The following is an 18,597-nucleotide window of genomic DNA, read 5'->3' on the forward strand; positions in this document are numbered from 1 at the left end:
CAGATCAGGCGCCGGCCAGGGTGGCCAGCTGCGGCGCGGTGCCGGCCAGCAGGCTGCCATCGAGCAGCGCCGGCAGCAGTTCCAGCGCGTCCTCGAAGCCGGTGATCGGCACATAGGGAATGCCGGCGTGGCGGCAGTGTTCGATCAGGCGATGCTTGGCGAACACGAAATCGACCCGGTCGGCGGCGCAGAAATCCGAGGCGCCGTCGCCGATCAGCAGGGTGCGCGTGGCACCGGAGGCACGGGCCTGCTCCACGCAGGCACACTTGCAGGTTCCGCTGCGGCAGCCCTCGGCCTGGAACGGCGAGCTCAGCTGCCAGCGCTGCGGCGGGGTGCCGGGCGCCAGATGGTTCGCCGCCAGCGGCAGATCGTCGAGCCCGTAGCGGCCCAGGATGCGATGGATGGCATAATCGAGGCCGTCGCTGACCACCCGTACCGGCACGTGCAGGTCGCGCGCACGGGACACGAAGTCGGGGAAGGCGTGGTCGATCCACATGCCGTCCAGATGATGGTCGAGTGCCTGCCGATCCATGTCCAGCAGAGCCACCTGGCCGGTCATGCATTCACGGGAGCCGATGCGGCCCGCGCGCCAGTCGGATTCGAGCGCTTCCCAGCCCGGCCGGCCAAAGCGGTCGAGCAGGGAGTCGATGACGTCCTCAACGGAAATGGTCCCATCGAAGTCACAGAGGATGTTCCATCCGGACACGCAGCACGCTCCCGTCATCAGAAAGCGTTACGATAGCGGTCATCACCTTTCGCTTCCCTTTCCGACTCACCCATGGGCCAGCCAGGAAAAGCAAACACCAAGCTTTGCCGGGCTATGCTTCCGTGGTTGAGCGCAGAGAATTCCGCCCCCTTGTCACTCCCCACTCCACGCCTCCCGTTCTCCAGGCGACCGCGCCGACTGCGCGCCATGGCCTGCCTGCTGCCCGCACTCGCGGTCATGGCGCTCGCCGGCTGCACGGCGCCCGCCATACCCGACCTCAAGCCGTCGGTACCGACGACCTGGCGCAACGCGCCGGCATCGGCAGTCCCGGCCCGGCCCGACCTGCGCGACTGGTGGCAGGCCTTCGACGACCCCGCGCTCAACGCAGTGGTCGGACGGGCCCTGAAGGGCAATCTCACCCTGGCCGGGGCGGCGGAACGGGTGAAGGCGGCACGCCTGCTCGACCGGCACGCCCACGACGACTACCTGCCCTCGCTGCGCGCCGCCACCAACGACGTGATCAACCCGGACACCACGGCGTCCTACTTCATCGTCGGCTTCGACGCGATGTGGGAACTGCCACTGTTCGGTGCATGGCAGAGTTCGGCGCGCATCGCCCAGGGCGACCTGGATGCCAACGAGGCCGACCTTCAGGGCGCGCGTGTCACCCTGATCGCCGAGGTGGTACGCCGCTGGATCGACCTGCGTTCGGCCCAGCAGCAGGAACGCATCCTGGACGAGATACTCGCCGCTAACCGCGAGAAACTGCACCTGCTCGAAGTACGCGAACGGCTGCACCTGACCTCGCCCGACGAGGTCGCCGACGCACAGGCCGACTGCGCACAGGCCGAGGCGGCGCTGGCCGACCCGCGCCAGGCGATCAATGCCAGCGCGCAGCAGCTGGCCGCCCTGCTGGGCCAGCCCGAACCCGACCCGCAATGGCTGCAGGCCGGCGCCCAGCCCAGGCTGGGCCACTGGCAACTCGACGCCGTACCCGCCGACCTGCTGCGCACCCAGCCGCAGATCGCCCGGGCCGAGGCGGACGTGCTCAGCGCCCTCGGCGAACTGGGCATCAGCCGGGCCGACATCTACCCGCACATCGGCATCGGCACATCGCTGCAATGGTCGGTCAACATCGCGCACAACCATCGCTCGCGCACCGGCGAGGGCATCTTTTCGCTGGGCCCGGTGATCGACATGCCACTGTTCGACTGGGGGCAGCGAGTAGCCCGAGCGCATGCCAAGGATCACCAGCTGAAGGCGGCCGTCTACGCCTATCGCCAGGCCGTGCTGCAGGGTGTCGCCGACACCGAGACCGCGCTGGGCGACCTGCACCAGTCGCGGCAGCGTGAAATGGCGCTGGGCCAAGCGGTCCAGGCACTGGACTCGGCCACGGCCTCGGCCCGCAAACGGCAACAGCTGGGCCTGGCCAGCAAGCTGCAGGTGCAGGACCAGCGGATCCGCGAGCAGCAGGCCAGGCAGTCGCTGGTGGCCGCCCGCGCTGCCCGCGACCTGGCCTACGTGGCCCTTTACAAGGCGCTGGGAGGCGCTCCACTGCCGGCAGCGGACGCCGATCATGCGCGCACTCCGGACGCGCATGCCAGGTCGATGCCGACAAAGGCTGCACGCTGATGGTGGCCCTGGCACGCAAGACCCTGATCTACGAATGGCGGCGCTTCCTGCCGGCCATCCTGGCGGTGGGCTTCGCCGGCCTGCTGCAGTTGCTGCAGGCCGCACTGGTACTGGGTATCTTCGGCAGTGCCAGCATCTACATCACTGGCTCCACCGGGGACCTGTGGGCCGGCTATCCCGGCACGCAGAGCGTCAGCCTGGGCCAGCCGATCGACCGCAGCGTCGCCATGCGGCTGTACATGGACCCCGACGTGACCCGGGTCGAGCCGTTCGACTGGGTCGACGGCAACTGGCGCGGCCCGCGCGGCGGTGGCGGCGTGTCGGTGTTCGTGTGCGGCATCGATGCCAATGCCGACGGCATGATGTTCGCCCGCAAGCTCACGCCCGCCATGCGCGAACTGCTGAAGCAGCCCGACTCGATCATCGTGGACGAGGCCGACCTCGGTACGCTCGGCATCCGCCTGGGCGAAACCGCCAGGATCAACGGCCAGCGCGTGCATGTGGTCGGCATCAGCCACGGCCTGCGCGCCCTCGGCGGCGTCAACGTGGTGACCTCGCTGGACACGGCACGCAAGCTCGACGACGACCCGGAAGACCTGCACCGCATGACCTTCTACCTGGCCAAGCTGCGCGACCCCGCGCAGGCCAGCGCGGTGGCGAAGCGGCTGCGCGGTTCGGCTTCGTTCGGTCCGTACACGGTATGGACCGCGCGCGACTTCGCCCGCCGCTCGCAGCTGTACTGGATTCTCGACACCGGCGCCGGCGTCGGCGTGCTGTTCCTGGCTGGCATCGTGTTCCTGGTCGGCGCGGTGATCACCAGCCAGACCCTGATTGCCGCGGTGATCGGCTCGATCCAGCAATACGCCACGCTGAATGCGCTTGGTGTCGGCGTCTGGCCGCTGCGCCGCGTGGTGATGGAGCAGGCCTTCTGGGTGGGCCTGATCGGCCTGGCCGGCAGCGTGCTGCTGGGCGGCATCCTGCTGGCCCTGGGCCAGAGCAACAACGTGCCGGTTTCACTGGACCCGCTGACCGCGCTGGCCTGCCTCGCGCTGGGCATGGGCCTGGCGATCGTTTCCGGCCTGGCCGCCATGCGCAGCCTGAACCGTGCCGACCCGGCGAGCCTGCTGCGATGAACATGCCGGCAACCAGCACCCCGAAGGCACCACACAAGGTCACGCTGCAGGCCCGCGGCATCGGCAAGTCGTTCGTTTCCGGGCAGATCCGCACCACCGTGCTGCACGAGCTGGACCTGGACGTCCACGCCAGCGAGTTGACCCTCATCTCCGGTCCGTCCGGCTGTGGCAAGAGCACCCTGCTGTCGATCCTCAGCGGGCTGCAGAAAGCCGACCACGGACAGGTGCAGGCCCTGGGCCTGGCCCTGGACGGCCTGGACCGACATACGCTGGAACGCTTTCGGCTGCACCACACCGGCTTCGTGTTCCAGGGCTTCAACCTGTTCCCGGCACTGAACGCGCTGGAACAGGTCGCACTGCCGCTGGACTACCTCGGGCTGAGCAAGGCCGAAGCCCTGCAGCGGGCCCGCGCCTCGCTGGAGGAAGTCGACATGGGCCAGCGCATGCACCTGCGTCCGGCCGAGCTGTCCGGCGGCGAGAAGCAGCGCGTGGCGATCGCCCGTGCACTGGCCAAGGAGCCCGAACTGCTGTTCGCCGACGAGCCGACCAGCGCGCTGGACGCCGCCAACGGCCAGACCATCATCGACATTCTGCGCACGATCGCCCACCGGCACGGCGCCACGGTACTGTGTGTCAGCCACGACCCCCGGCTGGTCGCCCACGCCGACCGCGTCCTGGCCATGGAAGACGGCCGCATCCTCAGCGACCACCATCCTGGCGTACCGGCCGCCTCCCGTGTGGAAACGACGCCATGACATCGACCACCGAGCTTATGCAAACCCATTCCCGCTTCCGTACCGTATTGCGCCTGGCTGCCGTGGCCGCGGGCATCGCCATGGCCTCGGCCTGCTCCAGGCATGCCGACACGCCGGACAAGGCCCCGGCGACCGTCGCGTCGCGCTATGCCGCCATGGCACAGGGCCGCATCGACATTGAAGGTGGCCTGCTTCACCTTTCCATCCCCGGCAGCGGCATGCTGGCCCGCGTGCCGGTACGCGACGGCGAGACGGTCACGCGCGGCCAGTTGCTGGCGCAGTTGAACGAAGAGCCGGCCCAGCTCGCGATCAAGGCCGCGCAGGCACAACTGGAGAACGCACAGGCGCAGCTGAAGTTGACCCAGGTCGAGCAGGCGGCCGCCAAGGTCCGCGCCAAGCGCCTGGCGGCCGCTGCCGCCAGCGGTGCCGATGCCGGCCAGAATGCCGACAATGCACGTACCGCCAGCGAACAACTCGCGGCGCAGGTGAGTGCCGCGCAGGCCGGCGTCGACCTGGCCCGGCAGAAGCTGGCCGAGGCCCATTACCGCTTGCAGCAGGACAGCCTGCACGCGCCGGTCGACGGCGAGCTGGTCCACGTGGCCGTGCAGGCCGGCGAGGCCATCTCCGCCGGCAGCACCGCCTTCGTGCTGCTGCCCGACAAGCCGCGCATCGTCCGTGCCGAGCTCAACGAAAGCTTCGTCGGCGCCGTCCATCCGGGCATGCGCGCCGAAGTGCTGATCGACGGCGGCCCTGACGCTGCCACCTGGCCGGCCCACGTGGTACGGATCGGCCAGGTGTACGGTCCCGACACGCTGGACAACGACCCGCAGATCCGCGCCAACTCGCGCGCGGTCAGCTGCATCCTGGCCTTCGACACGCCGCAGCGGCTGCGCATCGGCCAGCGCGTGCTGGTGCGCTTTCTGCCGGCAACGGCCGCGAAAGACTGAGGAAACCGCACGCTGCGAAGCTGGGAACGTCGGGGACAGCGCCCCAGCCACGCGGCAGGCGCAGCCCTCCACCTTGAGGATGACCGTGATCCAGCAAACCGATTTCATGTTCGAGGGCGGCCGCGACGGCGTCCTGTTGATCCATGGCCTGACCGGCACGCCGATGGAAATGCGCCTGCTCGGCAAGGGCCTGAACAACGCCGGCTACACCGTTCACGGCATGCAGCTGGCCGGCCATTGCGGCGATGCCGAGGACCTGCTGGCCACCGGCTGGCACGACTGGTACGCCAGCGTGGAAAAGGCCGCCGACGCCATGCTGGAAAAGGTTGACCGGCTGTTCGTGGGAGGCCTGTCGATGGGTGCCCTGCTGTCGCTGAAGCTGGCTGCCGACCGCCCGCAGCAGATCGCCGGCGTGGGCGTCTACGGCGCCACCTTCCGCTACGACGGCTGGAGCATCCCCCGGCTGGCGCGGCTGTCGTTCATGCTGCCGCTGCTGAAGAAAGTGGGCATCGGCCGCAACCGCAGCTTCATGGAACAGCCGCCCTACGGCATCCGCGACGAGCGCCTGCGCGCGCAGATCAGCTCGGCCATGCTGGGCGGCGACAGCGCCGCCGCCGGCCTGCCCGGTAACCCGTGGTATTCGCTGGCCGAGATGTACGGCCTCGCGGCGACGGTACGGCGGCAGTTGCCGCAGGTGGTCGCGCCCTGCCTGATCGCCCATGCCAGCGAGGACGACGTGGCCAGTCTGAGCAACGCCGAGCTGGTGCGCGACAACGTCAGCGGTCCCACCGAACTGCTGCTGCTGCACGACAGCTACCACATGATCACCGTCGACAAGGAACGCCGTACGCTGATCGAGCGTTCCGCCGCCTTCTTCGGTCGCGTCGCCGGCGCGCCGCAGCGGGCCGCCGCCTGAGTCGCGCCCGATGAACGGCGTCTCCTACACCGTCGCGGCCCTGTGGCTGGTCAACGTCGTGCTCGACACCGGCGGCCAGCTCGCCTTCAAGGCGGCTGCCGGCGACCCTGCCGCCGGTGATGGCCTGGCCCGCTGGCTGTACATGGCGCGGCGCCCGTGGATCTGGTTGGGCATCGGCAGCTACGTGCTCGAATTCCTGGTCTGGATCGCCTTCCTCTCGCTGCTGCCACTGTCGCGCGCGATCTTGCTGGGCTCGATCAACATCGTCGCGATCATGATCGCGGGACGCTTCCTGTTCGGCGAGAAACTCACCCGCCTGCGCCTGGCCGGCATCCTGCTGGTGACCCTGGGCGTGGCCATCGTGGGAGTGGCCGGATGAAACGCGGCAGCTTCTACCTGATCGGCTTCCTGCTGCTGATGGCCTTCGACACGCTGGGCGCGGTCAGCTTCAAGTTCGCCGGCATGCATGCACTGCCGGTGCAGGCCAATACCGCCTGGCTGCTGCGCCTGTTCGACAAGCCATGGGTCTATGGTGCGGTGCTGGGTTACATCGGCGCCTTCTTCACCTGGATGACCCTGCTCAAGCACGCACCGATCGGCCCCGCCTTCGCCGCCTCGCATCTGGAGGTGGTCTCGGTGATGCTGCTTTCGGTATGGCTGTTCGGTGACCAGCTGACCGTGCCGCGGGTGCTCGGCGCGCTGGCGATCCTGGCCGGCATTGTCTGCCTCGGCTTTGCCGAAAGCCGCGAGCACCCGGCCGACGACGCCGCAGGCGACTGAGCCGGCGCGATGTCGCCGCCGATCCGCCACCACGAACTGCCACCCACGGCCGGCCTGCCGCCGCGCTGGAGCGACCTGCTGCCAGGCCGCACCTCGCTGGCCGATGGCATCGCCGCGCAGCTGCGCACGCCACCGCTGCAGCTGACCTGCTCCGGCACGGCCGCACTGCTGATCGCGCTGGCGGCGCTGCACGAACGGGCACCGGCCCGCCGGCGCGTGGTGATGCCGGCCTACACCTGTCCACTGGTGCCACTGGCCGTGCACCAGGCCGGGCTGGAACCGGTGCTGTGCGACCTGCGGCCGGGACACTACGACATGGACCCGGCCGCCCTGCGCTCGGTCTGCGACGAACGCACCCTGGCCATTGTCCCCACCCACCTGGCTGGCCGCGTGGCCGCCGTCGGCGAGGCCATCGCCGTGGCCGCGGATGTCGGCGCACGGGTGATCGAGGACGCCGCCCAGGCGCTGGGTGCGCGGCAGCGCGAAACCAGCGTGGGACTCGCCGGCGACATCGGCTTCTTCAGTCTTGCCGCAGGCAAGGGGCTGTCGATCTACGAAGGCGGTCTACTCACCGCACGCGATCCGGACCTGCGCGAACACCTGCTGCACACCGCTGCGCGCATCGCTCGGTACAGCCTGCGCTGGGAACTGCGACGCAGCATCGAACTGCTGGGCTATACCGCGCTGTACCGGCCGCGCGGTCTGCGCCTGGCCTACGGCCAGCCGCTGCGTCGCGCCTTGCGTCGCGGCGACCCGGTAGCGGCGGTTGGCGACGATTTCGGCCTACCCTTGCCGCTGCATGCGGTCGGTCGCTGGCGACGCATGGTCGGTGCCCGTGCCGCCCGGCGCCTGCCTGCCTTCCTGGCCGACACCGCGGCACTGGCACGCCGGCGTCTGGCTCGGCTGCAAGAAATACCGGGCATCGAGGTACTCGACGACCCGGCCGGAGCGACCGGGGTCTGGCCGTTCCTGCTGCTGCTGCTGCCCGACCGGCGCGCACGCGACGACGCGCTGGCGCAGCTGTGGCAGGCCGGGCTCGGGGTGAGCAGGCTGTTCATCCATGCCCTGCCCGACTACACCTACCTCGCCGACATCGTGCCGGCACAGGCCGTGCCTAACGCGCGCGACTTCGCCTCGCGCAGCCTCACCATCGGCAACAGCCCGTGGATGGACGAGGCCGACTTCGAGACGATCTGCCGCGTGCTCGAAGCGGCCAGCGCCTGAGCCGGTACCCGCTCAGCCGGCACGCGCCGCGATCGCTTCCAGCAAATGCAGGTTCAGCGCATGCTGCTGTGCCTGCCAGCCAGCCAGCCGGGCCGGATCGATCTCCGGCTGCTCGTCCAGTGCCGACAGCCGCCGCTTCCACCATGTGGCGTACTGGTAATGCGAAACCTCGCCGTTGACGTCGCTGCCGACCAGGCCCTGGCGCAGGCTTTCGATCACGGCCAGCGCGTGTGGCAGCAGCAGGCGACCCTGATCCCAGTTGGTCTGCGCCACTTCGGGGGCGAACACGTCCTTGTCGATCGTCAGGTAGACCGGCCGCCGCTGCGTGCGCTGGTATTCGACGAAGGCATCGACCAGCGCCTCCGGCGTGTCGAAGCCGCGGAACGCGCGGGCAATGCCCAGCCGCTTCGCCCAGCCGGTGTCCACACCCATGCTCCAGTAGCTGAGCCGGCCGCGCAGCAGCGGAGTCAGATAGTTTTCCCATGCGTGCCCGCCACCGATGTCCGACGAGGTGATGCCGAGCACGTGCACATGCTCCACGAACGGCAGCGCGGCGACCCGACGTACCCACGAACCACAATGCACGCCGAACGGAAAGCGCATGTTGTCGGGATGGTTGTCCAGCACCACCACCTGGATCGGGGTGGAAGGTCGCAGGCGTTCGATCAACGGCCAACTGAGGTGGTGAAAGTCGCCGCTGCCCATGAACACGGTGCCGTGGCGGGCCGGCAGCAGGCGGTCGAGGGCACTGCCGAAGCGGCGCATGGCGGCACCCGAACAGGCGAAGCGCAGGGTTTCCTGCCATTCGTGCAGCGGCAGCACCAGGGCATCCGGTAACTCGCCGGTCGAACGGTCGATGTCCAGCACGACCGGGCGCAGTGCATGGTCAGACGTCATGGTCCTGCTCCTGTCCGGCGAGGCGCTGGCGATCGCCCTCGAAATGGCCGCCCAGCCGCTTCAGCAACCAGCGCAACAAGGGGTTGCGCGCATACACCGCATGGCGCGTGAAGGTCATGCTGGCACCGAGGAACGCCTTGACCTCGGGGTCGGTCCAGCCTGCCACGTAATGGGAAAGGCCGCGTTCGCGGGCATATTCCAGGTTGTGCATCCAGCTGATGAAGTACAGATTGAGCTCGCGCGCCTGCGGGTAGGCGAAGCCGACGTATTTGTCGATCAGCTTGCCGCCGTGCTCGTAGCACAGGTTCCAGCCGATCATCGTTCCCTGGTGACGATAGACGAACACCACCCCGCCACTGTCGGCGTCGCGCAGGATGCGCCGGAAGAAATCCGCACTGAGCCGGTCGAAATGGATCTCGCTCTGTTCGTAGACGTTGTCGAACAGGGCGTGGAATTCGGCGAACACCGCCTCGTCGGAGAAACAGGGGTCGCCGGTGCGCAGCACCTCCACCGACAGGTCCGCGCGCGCGCGCAGCTTGCGCCGGATGTTCTTGCGCCGGCTGTAGGACTGCCGCGCCAGGTAGTCGTCGGTCGAGGCGAAATCGATCGGCACCCAGGCCAGCGCCTGCCCTTCCAGCAGCACGAAACCCTCGCGCCGGCAGGCCTCGGCAAATGCGCTGCAGCGGGCATTCGACGCCGCGTCGAGCAGCGGCGAATCCTGCGCGATGTCCTTCACGATCAGCAGGCGGCAGTCGCGACCGTAGGCCTGCTTCAGGCCACGCGCCAGCGTCGCGGGCTCGCCCTCCGGCGGCAACGGCGCGTATTCCGACACGGTGGTCCCGGCAAACCGCGTGCGCCAGCGCAGCAGGCGACCCCACAGGCGATGCAGCGGCCAGGCCCCTACCCGCCGGCGCAGGGCGTCGTCGGCGGTGGTGAGCAGATCGAACGGCGCCACGAAGCAGGGCATGCCCTGCGGCGAGCGTTCCACCTCGAAACCGAGCGGCGGCTGCGCCATAAATGCCTCGAGCAGGGCGTCGGGTTCCAGTTGCGCGACGAAAGACATGGGAAAGCGAGTTTGCCTAAACTGACGGGGATCCTTCCATTGTCGCCTGCCGCCGAGGGCCACGTACATGACCGACTCTGTCCAGCAGCAAGTTTTCGAGATCATCGCCAAGCAGGCCAAGCTCGACGTGGGCTCCATCAAGCCCGAATCCACCCTGAAAGATCTGGGTGTGGCCTCGCTCGAGGTGATCGAGACGATCTTCGACATCGAAGAGCACTTCGACATCACCCTGCCCGAGCAGGAAAACGCGGATTTCAACGCCGAGACCGTGCAGAGCCTGGTCGACGCGGTCCAGAAGTCGCTGGACGAGAAGGCTGCCGCAGGTAACGGAAACGACGCATGAGCATGGCCGATCGTCGCCGGGTCGTGATTACCGGCATGGGTGCGGCAGGCCCGCACGGGCTTGGCGCAGAGGTCCTGTGGCGACGGTTGCGCGAAGGCAGCGGCATGATCGCGCCGCTGCGCCACCCGTTCCAGGACAAGCTGCGCACCAGGATTGCCGCACAGGTGCCCGACGACGTCGACCTCACCGCCGGCATCGACGAGCGCACCCTGCCGCTGCTCGACCGCGTGTCGATGCTGACCCTGGCCGCGGCCCGCGAGGCGATCGGCCAGTCCGGTCTGGATTTCGCCGCGGACGGGCTTGGCCTGCGCACCGCGGTGGTCATCGGCAGCGGCGTCGGCGGTGACAACACCCACGACGAGCAGAGCCGGCGCCTGTACGCCGAACATGCCACCCGTACCCACCCGTTCACCATCGTGCGACTGATGATGAACGCCCCGGCCAGCCAGGTCAGCATTGCCTGGGGGCTGCGTGGCCCCACCTTCGCGGTGGCCAGCGCCTGCGCATCGACCAACCACGCCGTGATCCAGGCCGCGCAGATGATCCGCAACGGCATGGCCGATGCCGCCGTCACCGGCGGCGCCGAGGCCTGCATCAGCTACAGCGCCCTGCGCGCATGGGAAGCGATGCGCGTGCTGGCCGACGACACCTGCCGCCCGTTCAGCGCGAACCGTCGCGGCCTGGTGCTGGGCGAAGGCGCTGGCGTGTTCGTGCTGGAGAGCCTGGAACGGGCGCAGGCGCGCGGGGCCACCATCCTGGCCGAGCTGGCCGGCGGCGGCATGAGCGCCGACGCGTCCGACATCGTGATGCCCAGCGCCGAAGGCGCATCCTCCGCCATGCGCCAGGCGCTGGACGACGCCGGCCTCGCCCCGGAGGACATCGACTACGTCAATGCCCACGGCACCGGTACGCCGGCCAACGACGTCACCGAGACGCGCGCGATCCGGCTGACCTTCGGCGCCCACGCCGACCGGCTGGCGGTGTCCTCGACCAAGTCGATGCACGGTCATGCGCTGGGCGCTTCCGGCGCACTGGAACTGGTCGCCGCCATCGGCGCGCTGCGCGACGGCGTGGTGCCGCCCACGATGAACCTGGACCAGCCCGACCCGCAATGCGACCTGGACTATGTGCCCGATACGGCACGCGAGATGCCGGTGCGCGCCGTGCTCAGCAACTCGTTCGCCTTCGGCGGGCTCAACGCTGTGCTCGCGCTGCGCCGTGCTCCCTGAGCAGCATCGACCCGAGCCGCTGCGACCGGCACTGCTGACCCTGGCCACGCTGGGCATGGTGCTGACCTGGGCCCAGCCTGCGCACGCGGACGACACCACGCCGGTCTATGCGGTCGGCGGCGGCGTGAACATCATGCCCGGCTGGAGCGGCTCGAAAACCCAGTACGCCAGCCCGGTGCCCTATTTCGACATCGAGGTTCCGAACGTGATCTCGCTGTCCAGCAACAGCGGGCTGCAGGTCGACCTGATCCGCGGCAAGGTGCTGCATGGCGGCATCTACGGCGGCTACGAATGGGGCCGCGAACACGATGACATGGGTTACATCGCCGGCAAGGTGCCCACGTTGTCGCCACGCTTCGATGCCGGCGGCTACCTGGAATGGCAGCTCACCAAAAACATCGACGCCGGCACCAGCCTCAGCCACGACCTCGACGGCGCGACCACCTACTGGAAGGTCTACGCCGAATGGGACCTGCCTTCGGTCGGTTATTTCGAGCACTCGCTGCAGGTCGAGCTGCAGACGCTGAACGGTGCCGGCATGCGCCGGCTCTATGGCATCAACCCCTCACAGGCGGCCAGGCTGGGCACCTCGACCTGGCAGCCCGGCGCCAGTCCGCAGCAGGCGAGCCTGGAGTACGACGTGTTCCTGCCGACCAGCCGCAACACCGGCGTCGCCATGGCGCTGCGCTGCTCGTACCTGCTGGGCAACGCGGCGGATTCACCGCTGGTGCGCCGCTACGGCACGCCGTGGCAGCCATCGGCGACGCTGGCCTTCATCTACCACTACTGAGCAGCGTATCGGCTCAGCGATCGTCGCGGGTCCAGATGGCACCGGCGTCCTCGCGCACCGGGAAGGTGGCGATCGGCTCGTAGGCGGGCGGACAGGTCACCGCACCGGTACGCAGGTCGAAGCGCGCGCCATGCCGCGGGCATTCCACCTCGAAGCCAAGCACCTCGCCGCCGGCAAGATCGCCGCCATCGTGCGTGCAGACATCTTCCACCGCGTACAGGTCGCCGTCGATGTTGTAGACCGCGATCGGGGTATCACCGTCGTAGACCACGCGGAACTCGCCGGGCAGCAGTTCGCTGCGCGTGCCCACGCGGACCCAGCCTTCGTCCAGCAGGCTCATGCCGGCAGCTCCTTCACCAGCAGCTCGAAGCGCAGGTCGTCGCGCAGCGGGATGCCGAAACGTTCGTCGCCATACGGGAACGGCTTGTACTGCCCGGTGCGCCGATAGCCGCGGCGCTCGTACCAGGCGATCAGCTCGGCCCGTTGCTCGATCACTGTCATATGCATGGCACGGCACTGCCAGCGCTCGCGCGCCAGCCGTTCGGCCTCGGCCAGCACCGTCTTGCCCAGGCCACTGCCCTGCTGCGAGGGATCGACCGCGAACATGCCGAAGTAACCGGCTTCCGGCAGGCGCTCGACATGGCAGCTGGCAAGCAGCTTCCCGCCCTGTTCGGCCAGCAGGATCAGGCTGTCGGGACGCCCAAGGGTGGCTGCCACATCGGCGGCATCGGTACGCTGGCCGTCGAGCAGGTCGGACTCGGTGGTCCAGCCGCGCCGGCCCGAATCGCCGCGGTAGGCCGATTCGACCAGGGCCACGATGGCAGGAACATCGGCGGCATCAGCCACGCGGAAAACGGGAGCGGGAACGTCGGTCATGGTCGGATCCTACGCCTGGCCGTGCTGACGGGAACGACCCGCCTCGTAGGCCTTGAGGTGGGCATGCGCGATGGCGAGCATGGAACCGTCGCCCGGCACATGCGCGGAACGCGCCAGCATGTCGCCGATGACATGGTCGCCCTCGGTGGGATAGCCATGCTGCAGATCCCTGAGCATCGAGGCGGTAAGCGACGAGGCAGGATCGGTCAGCACCCCGATGGCCCGCTGCAGCACCTCGTCGGCCGGAGCGTAGCCGGCACGCCCGGCGGTGGCGCGACATTCCTCCAGCAGCGACAGCGTCGCCTCTCGCCCACCCGGGGCCGCCATGATGTCGCCTACCGGAGCGCGCATCAGGCAGGTGATGCCGGCCAGCGAGGCCAGGAACACCCACTTGTTCCACATGTCCTGCATCACTGTGCGGCTGGGCCGGGCGTCGAATCCGGCATCGGAAAGCGCGGCAGTGATCGCCTGCATGCGCGCCGTGTCGTCGCCATCGCGCTCGCCGAACGTCAGGCTGTGCATGCCGTTGAGGTGACGCACGCCACCCTCGGCATCCAGCGTGGCGGCGATCACGCACTGGCCGCCCAGCACCTTGTCGGCGCCGAAGCGCTGGTCCATCAGGTCGAGATGGCGCATGCCGTTGAGCAGCGGCAGGATCGCGGTATGCGGCCCCACCGCCGGCGCGATGTCGTCCATCGCCTGGGCCAGGCCATAGGCCTTGCAGCTCAGCAGAATCAGGTCGAACGACTGATCCAGCCCGCTTGCCTGCACCACTGGCGGCGCGGCCAGGGTGACGTCGCCGGCCGGACTGTGGATCGCCAGACCATGTTCGGCCAGCTGGTGCGCGCGCCGCGCGCGCACCAGGAAGGTCACGTCGCGCCCATGCTGCAGCAGGCGTCCGCCGAAGTAGCCGCCGGTGGCGCCGGCACCCACGATAAGAATTCGCATCGTTCAGCCCCCTTGTATCGACTGTCCGGCCACTTCGAGCATGCGCCCGGCCTGATCGTCCTTGGCCTGCCACATCGCATTGACCCAGGTCTGGAATCGTTCGCGGAACGCCGCGTCGTTTTCGTAGTCGCCGTGCAGCGTGGCATCGATCGCGCACTCGCGCACGTGCAGGCGGATGTCACGGATACGCCCGGCTACCAGGTCCTTCATGCTGCGCGGGCCCTCGCCATAGACGATGGTGACGTCGAGGATCGCATGCAGCGCATCGCCCATCGCGTCCAGCACGAAAGCCAGCCCTCCAGCACGCGGCCGCAGCAGGTACTGGTACGGCGAACCCTGTGCATCGTGCTTGGCCGGCGTGAAGCGCGTGCCCTCGACGAAATTCATCACCGACACCGGCAGGTGCCGGAACTTGGCGCAGGCGTGGCGCGTGGCATCGCGGTCGCGTCCGCGCAGCTCGGGATGCCGCTGCAGCGTCTCGCGCGAGTAGCGTTTCATGAAGGGGAAATCCAGCGCCCACCAGGCCGGCCCCAGCAGCGGCACCCAGATCAGCTGCTGCTTGAGGAAAAAGCGCAGGAACGGGATCCGCCGGTTGAAGACCTTCTGCAGTACCGGAATGTCCACCCAGCTCTGGTGGTTGCACAGCACCAGGTAGTTGCCGTCACGGCGCAGGCCATCGAGCCCCTCCACCTGCCAGTGGATGCGGGTGAACAGCTCGAACAGCAGGTTGTTCACGCCGATCCAGCTTTCCGCGATGGCGACCAGCCCGCGCGAGCAGGCCCGGCGTGCCGCCGCGAACGGCAGCAGCAGCTTCACCAGGGTCAGGGCGAACAGCGGCAGCACATGCACCACGACGTTGAGCGAAAGCAGCAGCACGACCAGCGGAACGCGCAGCAGGCGGGGAAGCGAAGCGAACATCGGGCACCGTATGCAATCGGGAATGCCAAGCGTAGCCGGTTGCCTGGCACAACGGGTCGCACTGCGACCTTCGACCATCGTCCAGCAGCGGGAGGGCGGGAGGCCTACATCAGCAGCTTGCGCACTTTGAGCAGCGCGGCCACGAACGCATCCACCTCTTCCAGCGTGTTGTAGAACGCCAGCGACGCACGCAGCGTGGCCGGCACCCCGTAGAACTGCATCAGCGGATGCGCGCAGTGGTGTCCCGAACGAACCGCCACGCCTTGCAGGTCCAGCAGGGTGGCAAGGTCCGTGGCCTGCGCGCCGTCGAGCAGGAACGAGATCACCGGCTCCTTGTCGGCGGCCTCGCCGATGATGCGCAGGCCGGGGATTTCACGCAGACGCGCGGTGGCGTACTCGAGCAGCGCAGCCTCGTGCCTGCGGATCGCATCGAAGCCCAGCGTGCGGTAGTAGTCGATCGCCGCGGCCATGCCGGCGAAACCGGCGATATTGGGCGTGCCGGCCTCGAACTTGTGCGGCGGGTCGGCGAAGGTGGTGCCGGAGAACTTCACCTCGCGGATCATTTCGCCACCGCCGAAGAACGGCGGCATCGCATCCAGGTGTTCCTTCTTCGCCCACAACATGCCGGTGCCGGTGGGTGCCAGCATCTTGTGTCCGGTGACCACGTAGAAGTCGCAGCCCAGCGCCTGCACGTCGACCGGCCGGTGCGGCACCGCCTGCGAACCGTCCACCAGCAGCGGAATGCCACGCTTGCGGCAGGCCCTGGCGATCTCGCGCACGGGGTTGACCGTGCCCAGCACGTTGGACACATGCGTCACGCAGGCCAGCTTCACCTCGGGGGTGAGCATCTCGATGTAACGCTCGACCAGCAGTTCGCCACGCTCGTCGATCGGCGCTGCCTTGACCGTCGCCCCCGAGCGCGTGGCCACCAGCTGCCACGGCACGATGTTGGCGTGATGCTCCATCACCGTGGTCAGGATCGCATCGCCCGGCTTGAGCATCGGCAACGCGTAGCTGTAGGCCACCAGGTTGACTGCATGAGTGGTGCCCGAGGTAAGCACCACCTCGTTGCGCGACGGCGCATTGACGAAGCGCGCCAGCGCATCGCGCGCGCCTTCGTAGGCGGATGTGGCCTCCTCGCCGAGCTGGTGCACCGCGCGTGCCACGTTGGCATTGTGCTCGCGGTAATGGCGGTCGACCGCCTCGATCACCTGGCGCGGCTTCTGGCTGGTGTTGGCGTTGTCGAAGTACACCAGCGGTTTGCCGTGTACCTGGCGCGACAGCAACGGAAAGTCGGCGCGGATGCGCTGGACGTCGAAGGCAGGGGCACGTGCAGTGGAATCGGTCATGGCATCGGTGGCGCTGGGTGGCTTACACGGGCAACCGGGCCGCCAGCAGCCCGGCAAGATGTTCGCGCAATGCGGCGTCCGGCAGGTCGTCCAGCACGGCGCGGCAGAACGCGGCCGTCAGCAGGGTACGCGCCTCGGCCAGCGGGATGCCGCGCGAACGCAGGTAGAACAGCGCACGCTCGTCCAGCTGGCCGACCGTCGCACCATGCGCGGCCTGCACCTCGTCGGCGTAGATCTCCAGTTCCGGCTTGGTGTCGATCTCGGCATTCGGCGACAGCAGCAGATTCTTGTTGTTGAGGCTGGCATCGCTGCCGTCGGCACCCGGCGCCACCACGATCGCACCACGGAACACTCCGCGTGCACGATCGTCGGCCACGCCGCGCCAGCTGGAACTGGAAGCGGTGCCCAGTGCCTGGTGGCGGATCGCCAGCTGGGTGTCGATGTGCTGGCGTCCGCGCGGCATGAACACGCCGCGCGTATCGAAGCGCGCGCCATCGCCGGCCAGCTCGGCCTGCAGGTCGTGGCGCACCAGCGAACCACCCAGTTCCAGTACGTGCAGCAGGGCCTGCGCAGACGCGCCCAGGGTCAGCGCATCGCGGCGCACCAGCACGGTATCGGTGGCCGCGTCCTGCAACACCGTGTGGTGCAGGCGTGCACCGTCGCGCAGCACGACGTCGGCGACAAGGGTGCCAAGCTGACGTGCGCCGTCGGTGCCGACATGCTGCTCGACCAGCGTCAGTTCGGCGCACTCGGCCAGCTCGATCACCTGGCGCAGATGCCAGGCGGTATCGACCCCGGTGGCCGCACCGATAAACACCAGGTGCACCGGCGCGTCGACCTTGGCACCCGCCGCCACGCGCAGTACCACGCCATCGGCGGCCTGCGCTGCATTGAGGCTGGCAAAGGCATCGCCGCGCTCGCGATAGCGGCGCGACAGCGCGAAACGCAGCGGTTCGGGATCCTGCGCCAGCGCCGCCGACAGCGGCTGCAGCGTCAGGCCTGCGGGCAGGTCGGACAGCGACGAGAGATCACCACGGAACATGCCGTTGACGAACACCAGCCTTGGCCCGTCCACGGCCGGAAGCGCGAACAGGGACGGATCGACCGCACGGACGGCCGCCTGCGCATCACCCTGCTCGAACGCACGCTGCGCCAGGGCACGCAGGGCGGTGTATTTCCACGCTTCCACCCGCGTATCGGGCAGGCCGGCCTGGATGAACGCGGCCAGGTTGTCCCGGCGCGCCTCGTCCAGCCAGCCGATGCCGCTGTGCGGCAGCGGCGCGGCCGCGCTGGCGGCCACGAAGGGGACGCCGGGCTGGGTCATGCCTGCGCCCCGGCCGGCTCGCCGTGTTCGGACAGCCAGGCGTAGCCGTGTTCTTCCAGCCGGTGCGCCAGGGTCTTGTCGCCGCTCTCGACGATCCGGCCGCCGGCCAGCACGTGCACGTAATCGGGCACGATGTAGTCGAGCAGGCGCTGGTAGTGGGTGACCACCAGGAACGAGCGCTCCGACGAGCGCAGTGCGTTGACGCCCTCGGCCACCTGCTTCAGCGCATCGATGTCCAGGCCCGAATCGGTTTCGTCCAGGATCGCCAGCTTCGGCTCCAGCACGGCCATCTGGAAGATCTCGTTGCGCTTCTTCTCGCCGCCGCTGAAACCTTCGTTGACCGCGCGGTGGAGCAGCTCGTCGGAGATCTGCATGATCTTCAGCTTCTCGCGTACCAGCTTGAGGAACTGCATCGAATCGAGCTCGGCCTCGCCGCGCGCCTTGCGCTGCGCATTGAGCGCGGCGCGCAGGAAATAGGTGTTGTTCACCCCGGGAATCTCGACCGGGTACTGGAAGGCCAGGAACACGCCGGCGGCGGCGCGCGCTTCCGGCTCCAGCGCCAGCAGGTCGATGCCATTGAAGGTGACCGAGCCAGCAGTGACCTCGTAGCCGTCGCGCCCGGAAAGCACGTTGCCCAGCGTGGACTTGCCCGCGCCGTTCGGCCCCATGATGGCGTGCACCTCGCCCGGCTTCACGCTGAGCGAGAGGCCCTTGAGGATGTCTTTGCCCTCGACGCGGGCGTGCAGGTTTTCGATGGTGAGCATGGT

At 68.6% G+C, this 18,597-nt stretch carries 21 protein-coding genes; 11 read left to right on the plus strand and 10 right to left on the minus strand.

Annotation, left to right across the window (positions count from 1 at the left end):
• Nucleotides 1-4: 4 nt before the first annotated feature.
• Complete coding sequence (locus tag RA164_RS11700) at nucleotides 5-706, minus strand: MtnX-like HAD-IB family phosphatase (RefSeq protein WP_329741028.1); 702 nt, start codon at nucleotides 704-706, stop codon at nucleotides 5-7.
• 207 nt (nucleotides 707-913) lie between these two features.
• On the opposite strand from RA164_RS11700, the gene RA164_RS11705 reads away from it, so the two are divergent.
• The 8 genes from RA164_RS11705 to RA164_RS11740 all read left to right on the plus strand — a co-directional run bounded on the left by RA164_RS11705 (nucleotide 914) and on the right by RA164_RS11740 (nucleotide 8,093).
• Nucleotides 914-2,338 carry an efflux transporter outer membrane subunit gene (locus RA164_RS11705; protein ID WP_329741029.1) on the plus strand — a complete coding sequence of 475 codons (1,425 nt, stop codon included), beginning with the start codon at nucleotides 914-916 and terminating at the stop codon, nucleotides 2,336-2,338.
• On the plus strand, nucleotides 2,338-3,471 hold the full coding sequence (locus RA164_RS11710) for an ABC transporter permease (RefSeq protein ID WP_329741030.1): 1,134 nt from the start codon (nucleotides 2,338-2,340) through the stop codon (nucleotides 3,469-3,471). Before RA164_RS11705 ends, RA164_RS11710 begins: the two co-directional genes overlap by 1 nt.
• On the plus strand, nucleotides 3,468-4,226 hold the full coding sequence (locus RA164_RS11715) for an ABC transporter ATP-binding protein (RefSeq protein ID WP_412731027.1): 759 nt from the start codon (nucleotides 3,468-3,470) through the stop codon (nucleotides 4,224-4,226). The genes RA164_RS11710 and RA164_RS11715 overlap by 4 nt, the downstream gene beginning before the upstream one ends.
• Nucleotides 4,223-5,173 (plus strand): efflux RND transporter periplasmic adaptor subunit, encoded by a 951-nt coding sequence (locus RA164_RS11720; protein WP_329741031.1) that lies wholly within the window; start codon nucleotides 4,223-4,225, stop codon nucleotides 5,171-5,173. Before RA164_RS11715 ends, RA164_RS11720 begins: the two co-directional genes overlap by 4 nt.
• An 85-nt stretch (nucleotides 5,174-5,258) precedes the next feature.
• Entirely contained in the window at nucleotides 5,259-6,089 is an 831-nt protein-coding gene (locus RA164_RS11725) for an alpha/beta hydrolase (protein ID WP_329741032.1), read from the plus strand.
• A gap of 10 nt (nucleotides 6,090-6,099) precedes the next feature.
• Entirely contained in the window at nucleotides 6,100-6,468 is a 369-nt protein-coding gene (locus RA164_RS11730; RefSeq protein ID WP_329741033.1) for an EamA family transporter, read from the plus strand.
• Complete coding sequence (locus RA164_RS11735; protein WP_329741034.1) at nucleotides 6,465-6,869, plus strand: DMT family transporter; 405 nt, start codon at nucleotides 6,465-6,467, stop codon at nucleotides 6,867-6,869. The genes RA164_RS11730 and RA164_RS11735 overlap by 4 nt, the downstream gene beginning before the upstream one ends.
• 9 nt (nucleotides 6,870-6,878) lie before the next feature.
• On the plus strand, nucleotides 6,879-8,093 hold the full coding sequence (locus tag RA164_RS11740) for a DegT/DnrJ/EryC1/StrS family aminotransferase (protein WP_329741035.1): 1,215 nt from the start codon (nucleotides 6,879-6,881) through the stop codon (nucleotides 8,091-8,093).
• A gap of 12 nt (nucleotides 8,094-8,105) precedes the next feature.
• Here the strand turns inward: RA164_RS11740 and RA164_RS11745 are convergent, their stop codons facing one another.
• Together RA164_RS11745 and RA164_RS11750 are read right to left on the minus strand one after the other, a co-directional pair.
• Nucleotides 8,106-8,990: an arginase family protein gene (locus RA164_RS11745; protein WP_329741036.1), complete on the minus strand. Its 885-nt coding sequence runs from the start codon at nucleotides 8,988-8,990 to the stop codon at nucleotides 8,106-8,108.
• Nucleotides 8,980-10,053, minus strand: coding sequence for a GNAT family N-acetyltransferase (locus RA164_RS11750; protein ID WP_329741037.1), 1,074 nt, complete (start codon nucleotides 10,051-10,053; stop codon nucleotides 8,980-8,982). Before RA164_RS11750 ends, RA164_RS11745 begins: the two co-directional genes overlap by 11 nt.
• A 67-nt stretch (nucleotides 10,054-10,120) precedes the next feature.
• Between RA164_RS11750 and RA164_RS11755 the strand changes: the two genes are divergently transcribed.
• From RA164_RS11755 to RA164_RS11765, 3 genes are read left to right on the plus strand one after another with little or no spacing between them, the layout of a single operon-like run.
• Complete coding sequence (locus RA164_RS11755) at nucleotides 10,121-10,396, plus strand: acyl carrier protein (protein WP_329741038.1); 276 nt, start codon at nucleotides 10,121-10,123, stop codon at nucleotides 10,394-10,396.
• Nucleotides 10,393-11,625 (plus strand): beta-ketoacyl-[acyl-carrier-protein] synthase family protein, encoded by a 1,233-nt coding sequence (locus tag RA164_RS11760; RefSeq protein ID WP_329741039.1) that lies wholly within the window; start codon nucleotides 10,393-10,395, stop codon nucleotides 11,623-11,625. Before RA164_RS11755 ends, RA164_RS11760 begins: the two co-directional genes overlap by 4 nt.
• Nucleotides 11,615-12,415 (plus strand): MipA/OmpV family protein, encoded by an 801-nt coding sequence (locus RA164_RS11765; protein WP_329741040.1) that lies wholly within the window; start codon nucleotides 11,615-11,617, stop codon nucleotides 12,413-12,415. The genes RA164_RS11760 and RA164_RS11765 overlap by 11 nt, the downstream gene beginning before the upstream one ends.
• A gap of 13 nt (nucleotides 12,416-12,428) precedes the next feature.
• Here RA164_RS11765 and RA164_RS11770 read toward each other — a convergent pair whose 3' ends face one another.
• The 7 genes from RA164_RS11770 to sufC form a co-directional block, all read right to left on the minus strand.
• Nucleotides 12,429-12,755 (minus strand): non-heme iron oxygenase ferredoxin subunit, encoded by a 327-nt coding sequence (locus RA164_RS11770; RefSeq protein ID WP_329741041.1) that lies wholly within the window; start codon nucleotides 12,753-12,755, stop codon nucleotides 12,429-12,431.
• Nucleotides 12,752-13,291 carry a GNAT family N-acetyltransferase gene (locus tag RA164_RS11775; protein ID WP_329741042.1) on the minus strand — a complete coding sequence of 180 codons (540 nt, stop codon included), beginning with the start codon at nucleotides 13,289-13,291 and terminating at the stop codon, nucleotides 12,752-12,754. The genes RA164_RS11770 and RA164_RS11775 overlap by 4 nt, the downstream gene beginning before the upstream one ends.
• 9 nt (nucleotides 13,292-13,300) lie before the next feature.
• A complete protein-coding gene (gene panE / locus RA164_RS11780) occupies nucleotides 13,301-14,239 on the minus strand; it encodes a 2-dehydropantoate 2-reductase (protein ID WP_329741043.1) in 939 nt (312 codons plus the stop codon).
• Nucleotides 14,240-14,242: 3 nt separating this feature from the next.
• Complete coding sequence (locus tag RA164_RS11785) at nucleotides 14,243-15,157, minus strand: acyltransferase (RefSeq protein WP_329741044.1); 915 nt, start codon at nucleotides 15,155-15,157, stop codon at nucleotides 14,243-14,245.
• A gap of 104 nt (nucleotides 15,158-15,261) precedes the next feature.
• Nucleotides 15,262-16,506: an aminotransferase class V-fold PLP-dependent enzyme gene (locus RA164_RS11790; RefSeq protein WP_329741045.1), complete on the minus strand. Its 1,245-nt coding sequence runs from the start codon at nucleotides 16,504-16,506 to the stop codon at nucleotides 15,262-15,264.
• Nucleotides 16,507-16,528: 22 nt separating this feature from the next.
• On the minus strand, nucleotides 16,529-17,830 hold the full coding sequence (gene sufD, locus RA164_RS11795; protein WP_329741046.1) for a Fe-S cluster assembly protein SufD: 1,302 nt from the start codon (nucleotides 17,828-17,830) through the stop codon (nucleotides 16,529-16,531).
• Nucleotides 17,827-18,594 (minus strand): Fe-S cluster assembly ATPase SufC, encoded by a 768-nt coding sequence (gene sufC / locus RA164_RS11800; protein ID WP_329741047.1) that lies wholly within the window; start codon nucleotides 18,592-18,594, stop codon nucleotides 17,827-17,829. The genes sufD and sufC overlap by 4 nt, the downstream gene beginning before the upstream one ends.
• Nucleotides 18,595-18,597 lie beyond the last annotated feature (3 nt).

The organism is Dyella sp. A6 (assembly GCF_036320485.1).
Lineage (GTDB): Bacteria > Pseudomonadota > Gammaproteobacteria > Xanthomonadales > Rhodanobacteraceae > Rhodanobacter_A > Rhodanobacter_A aluminiiresistens.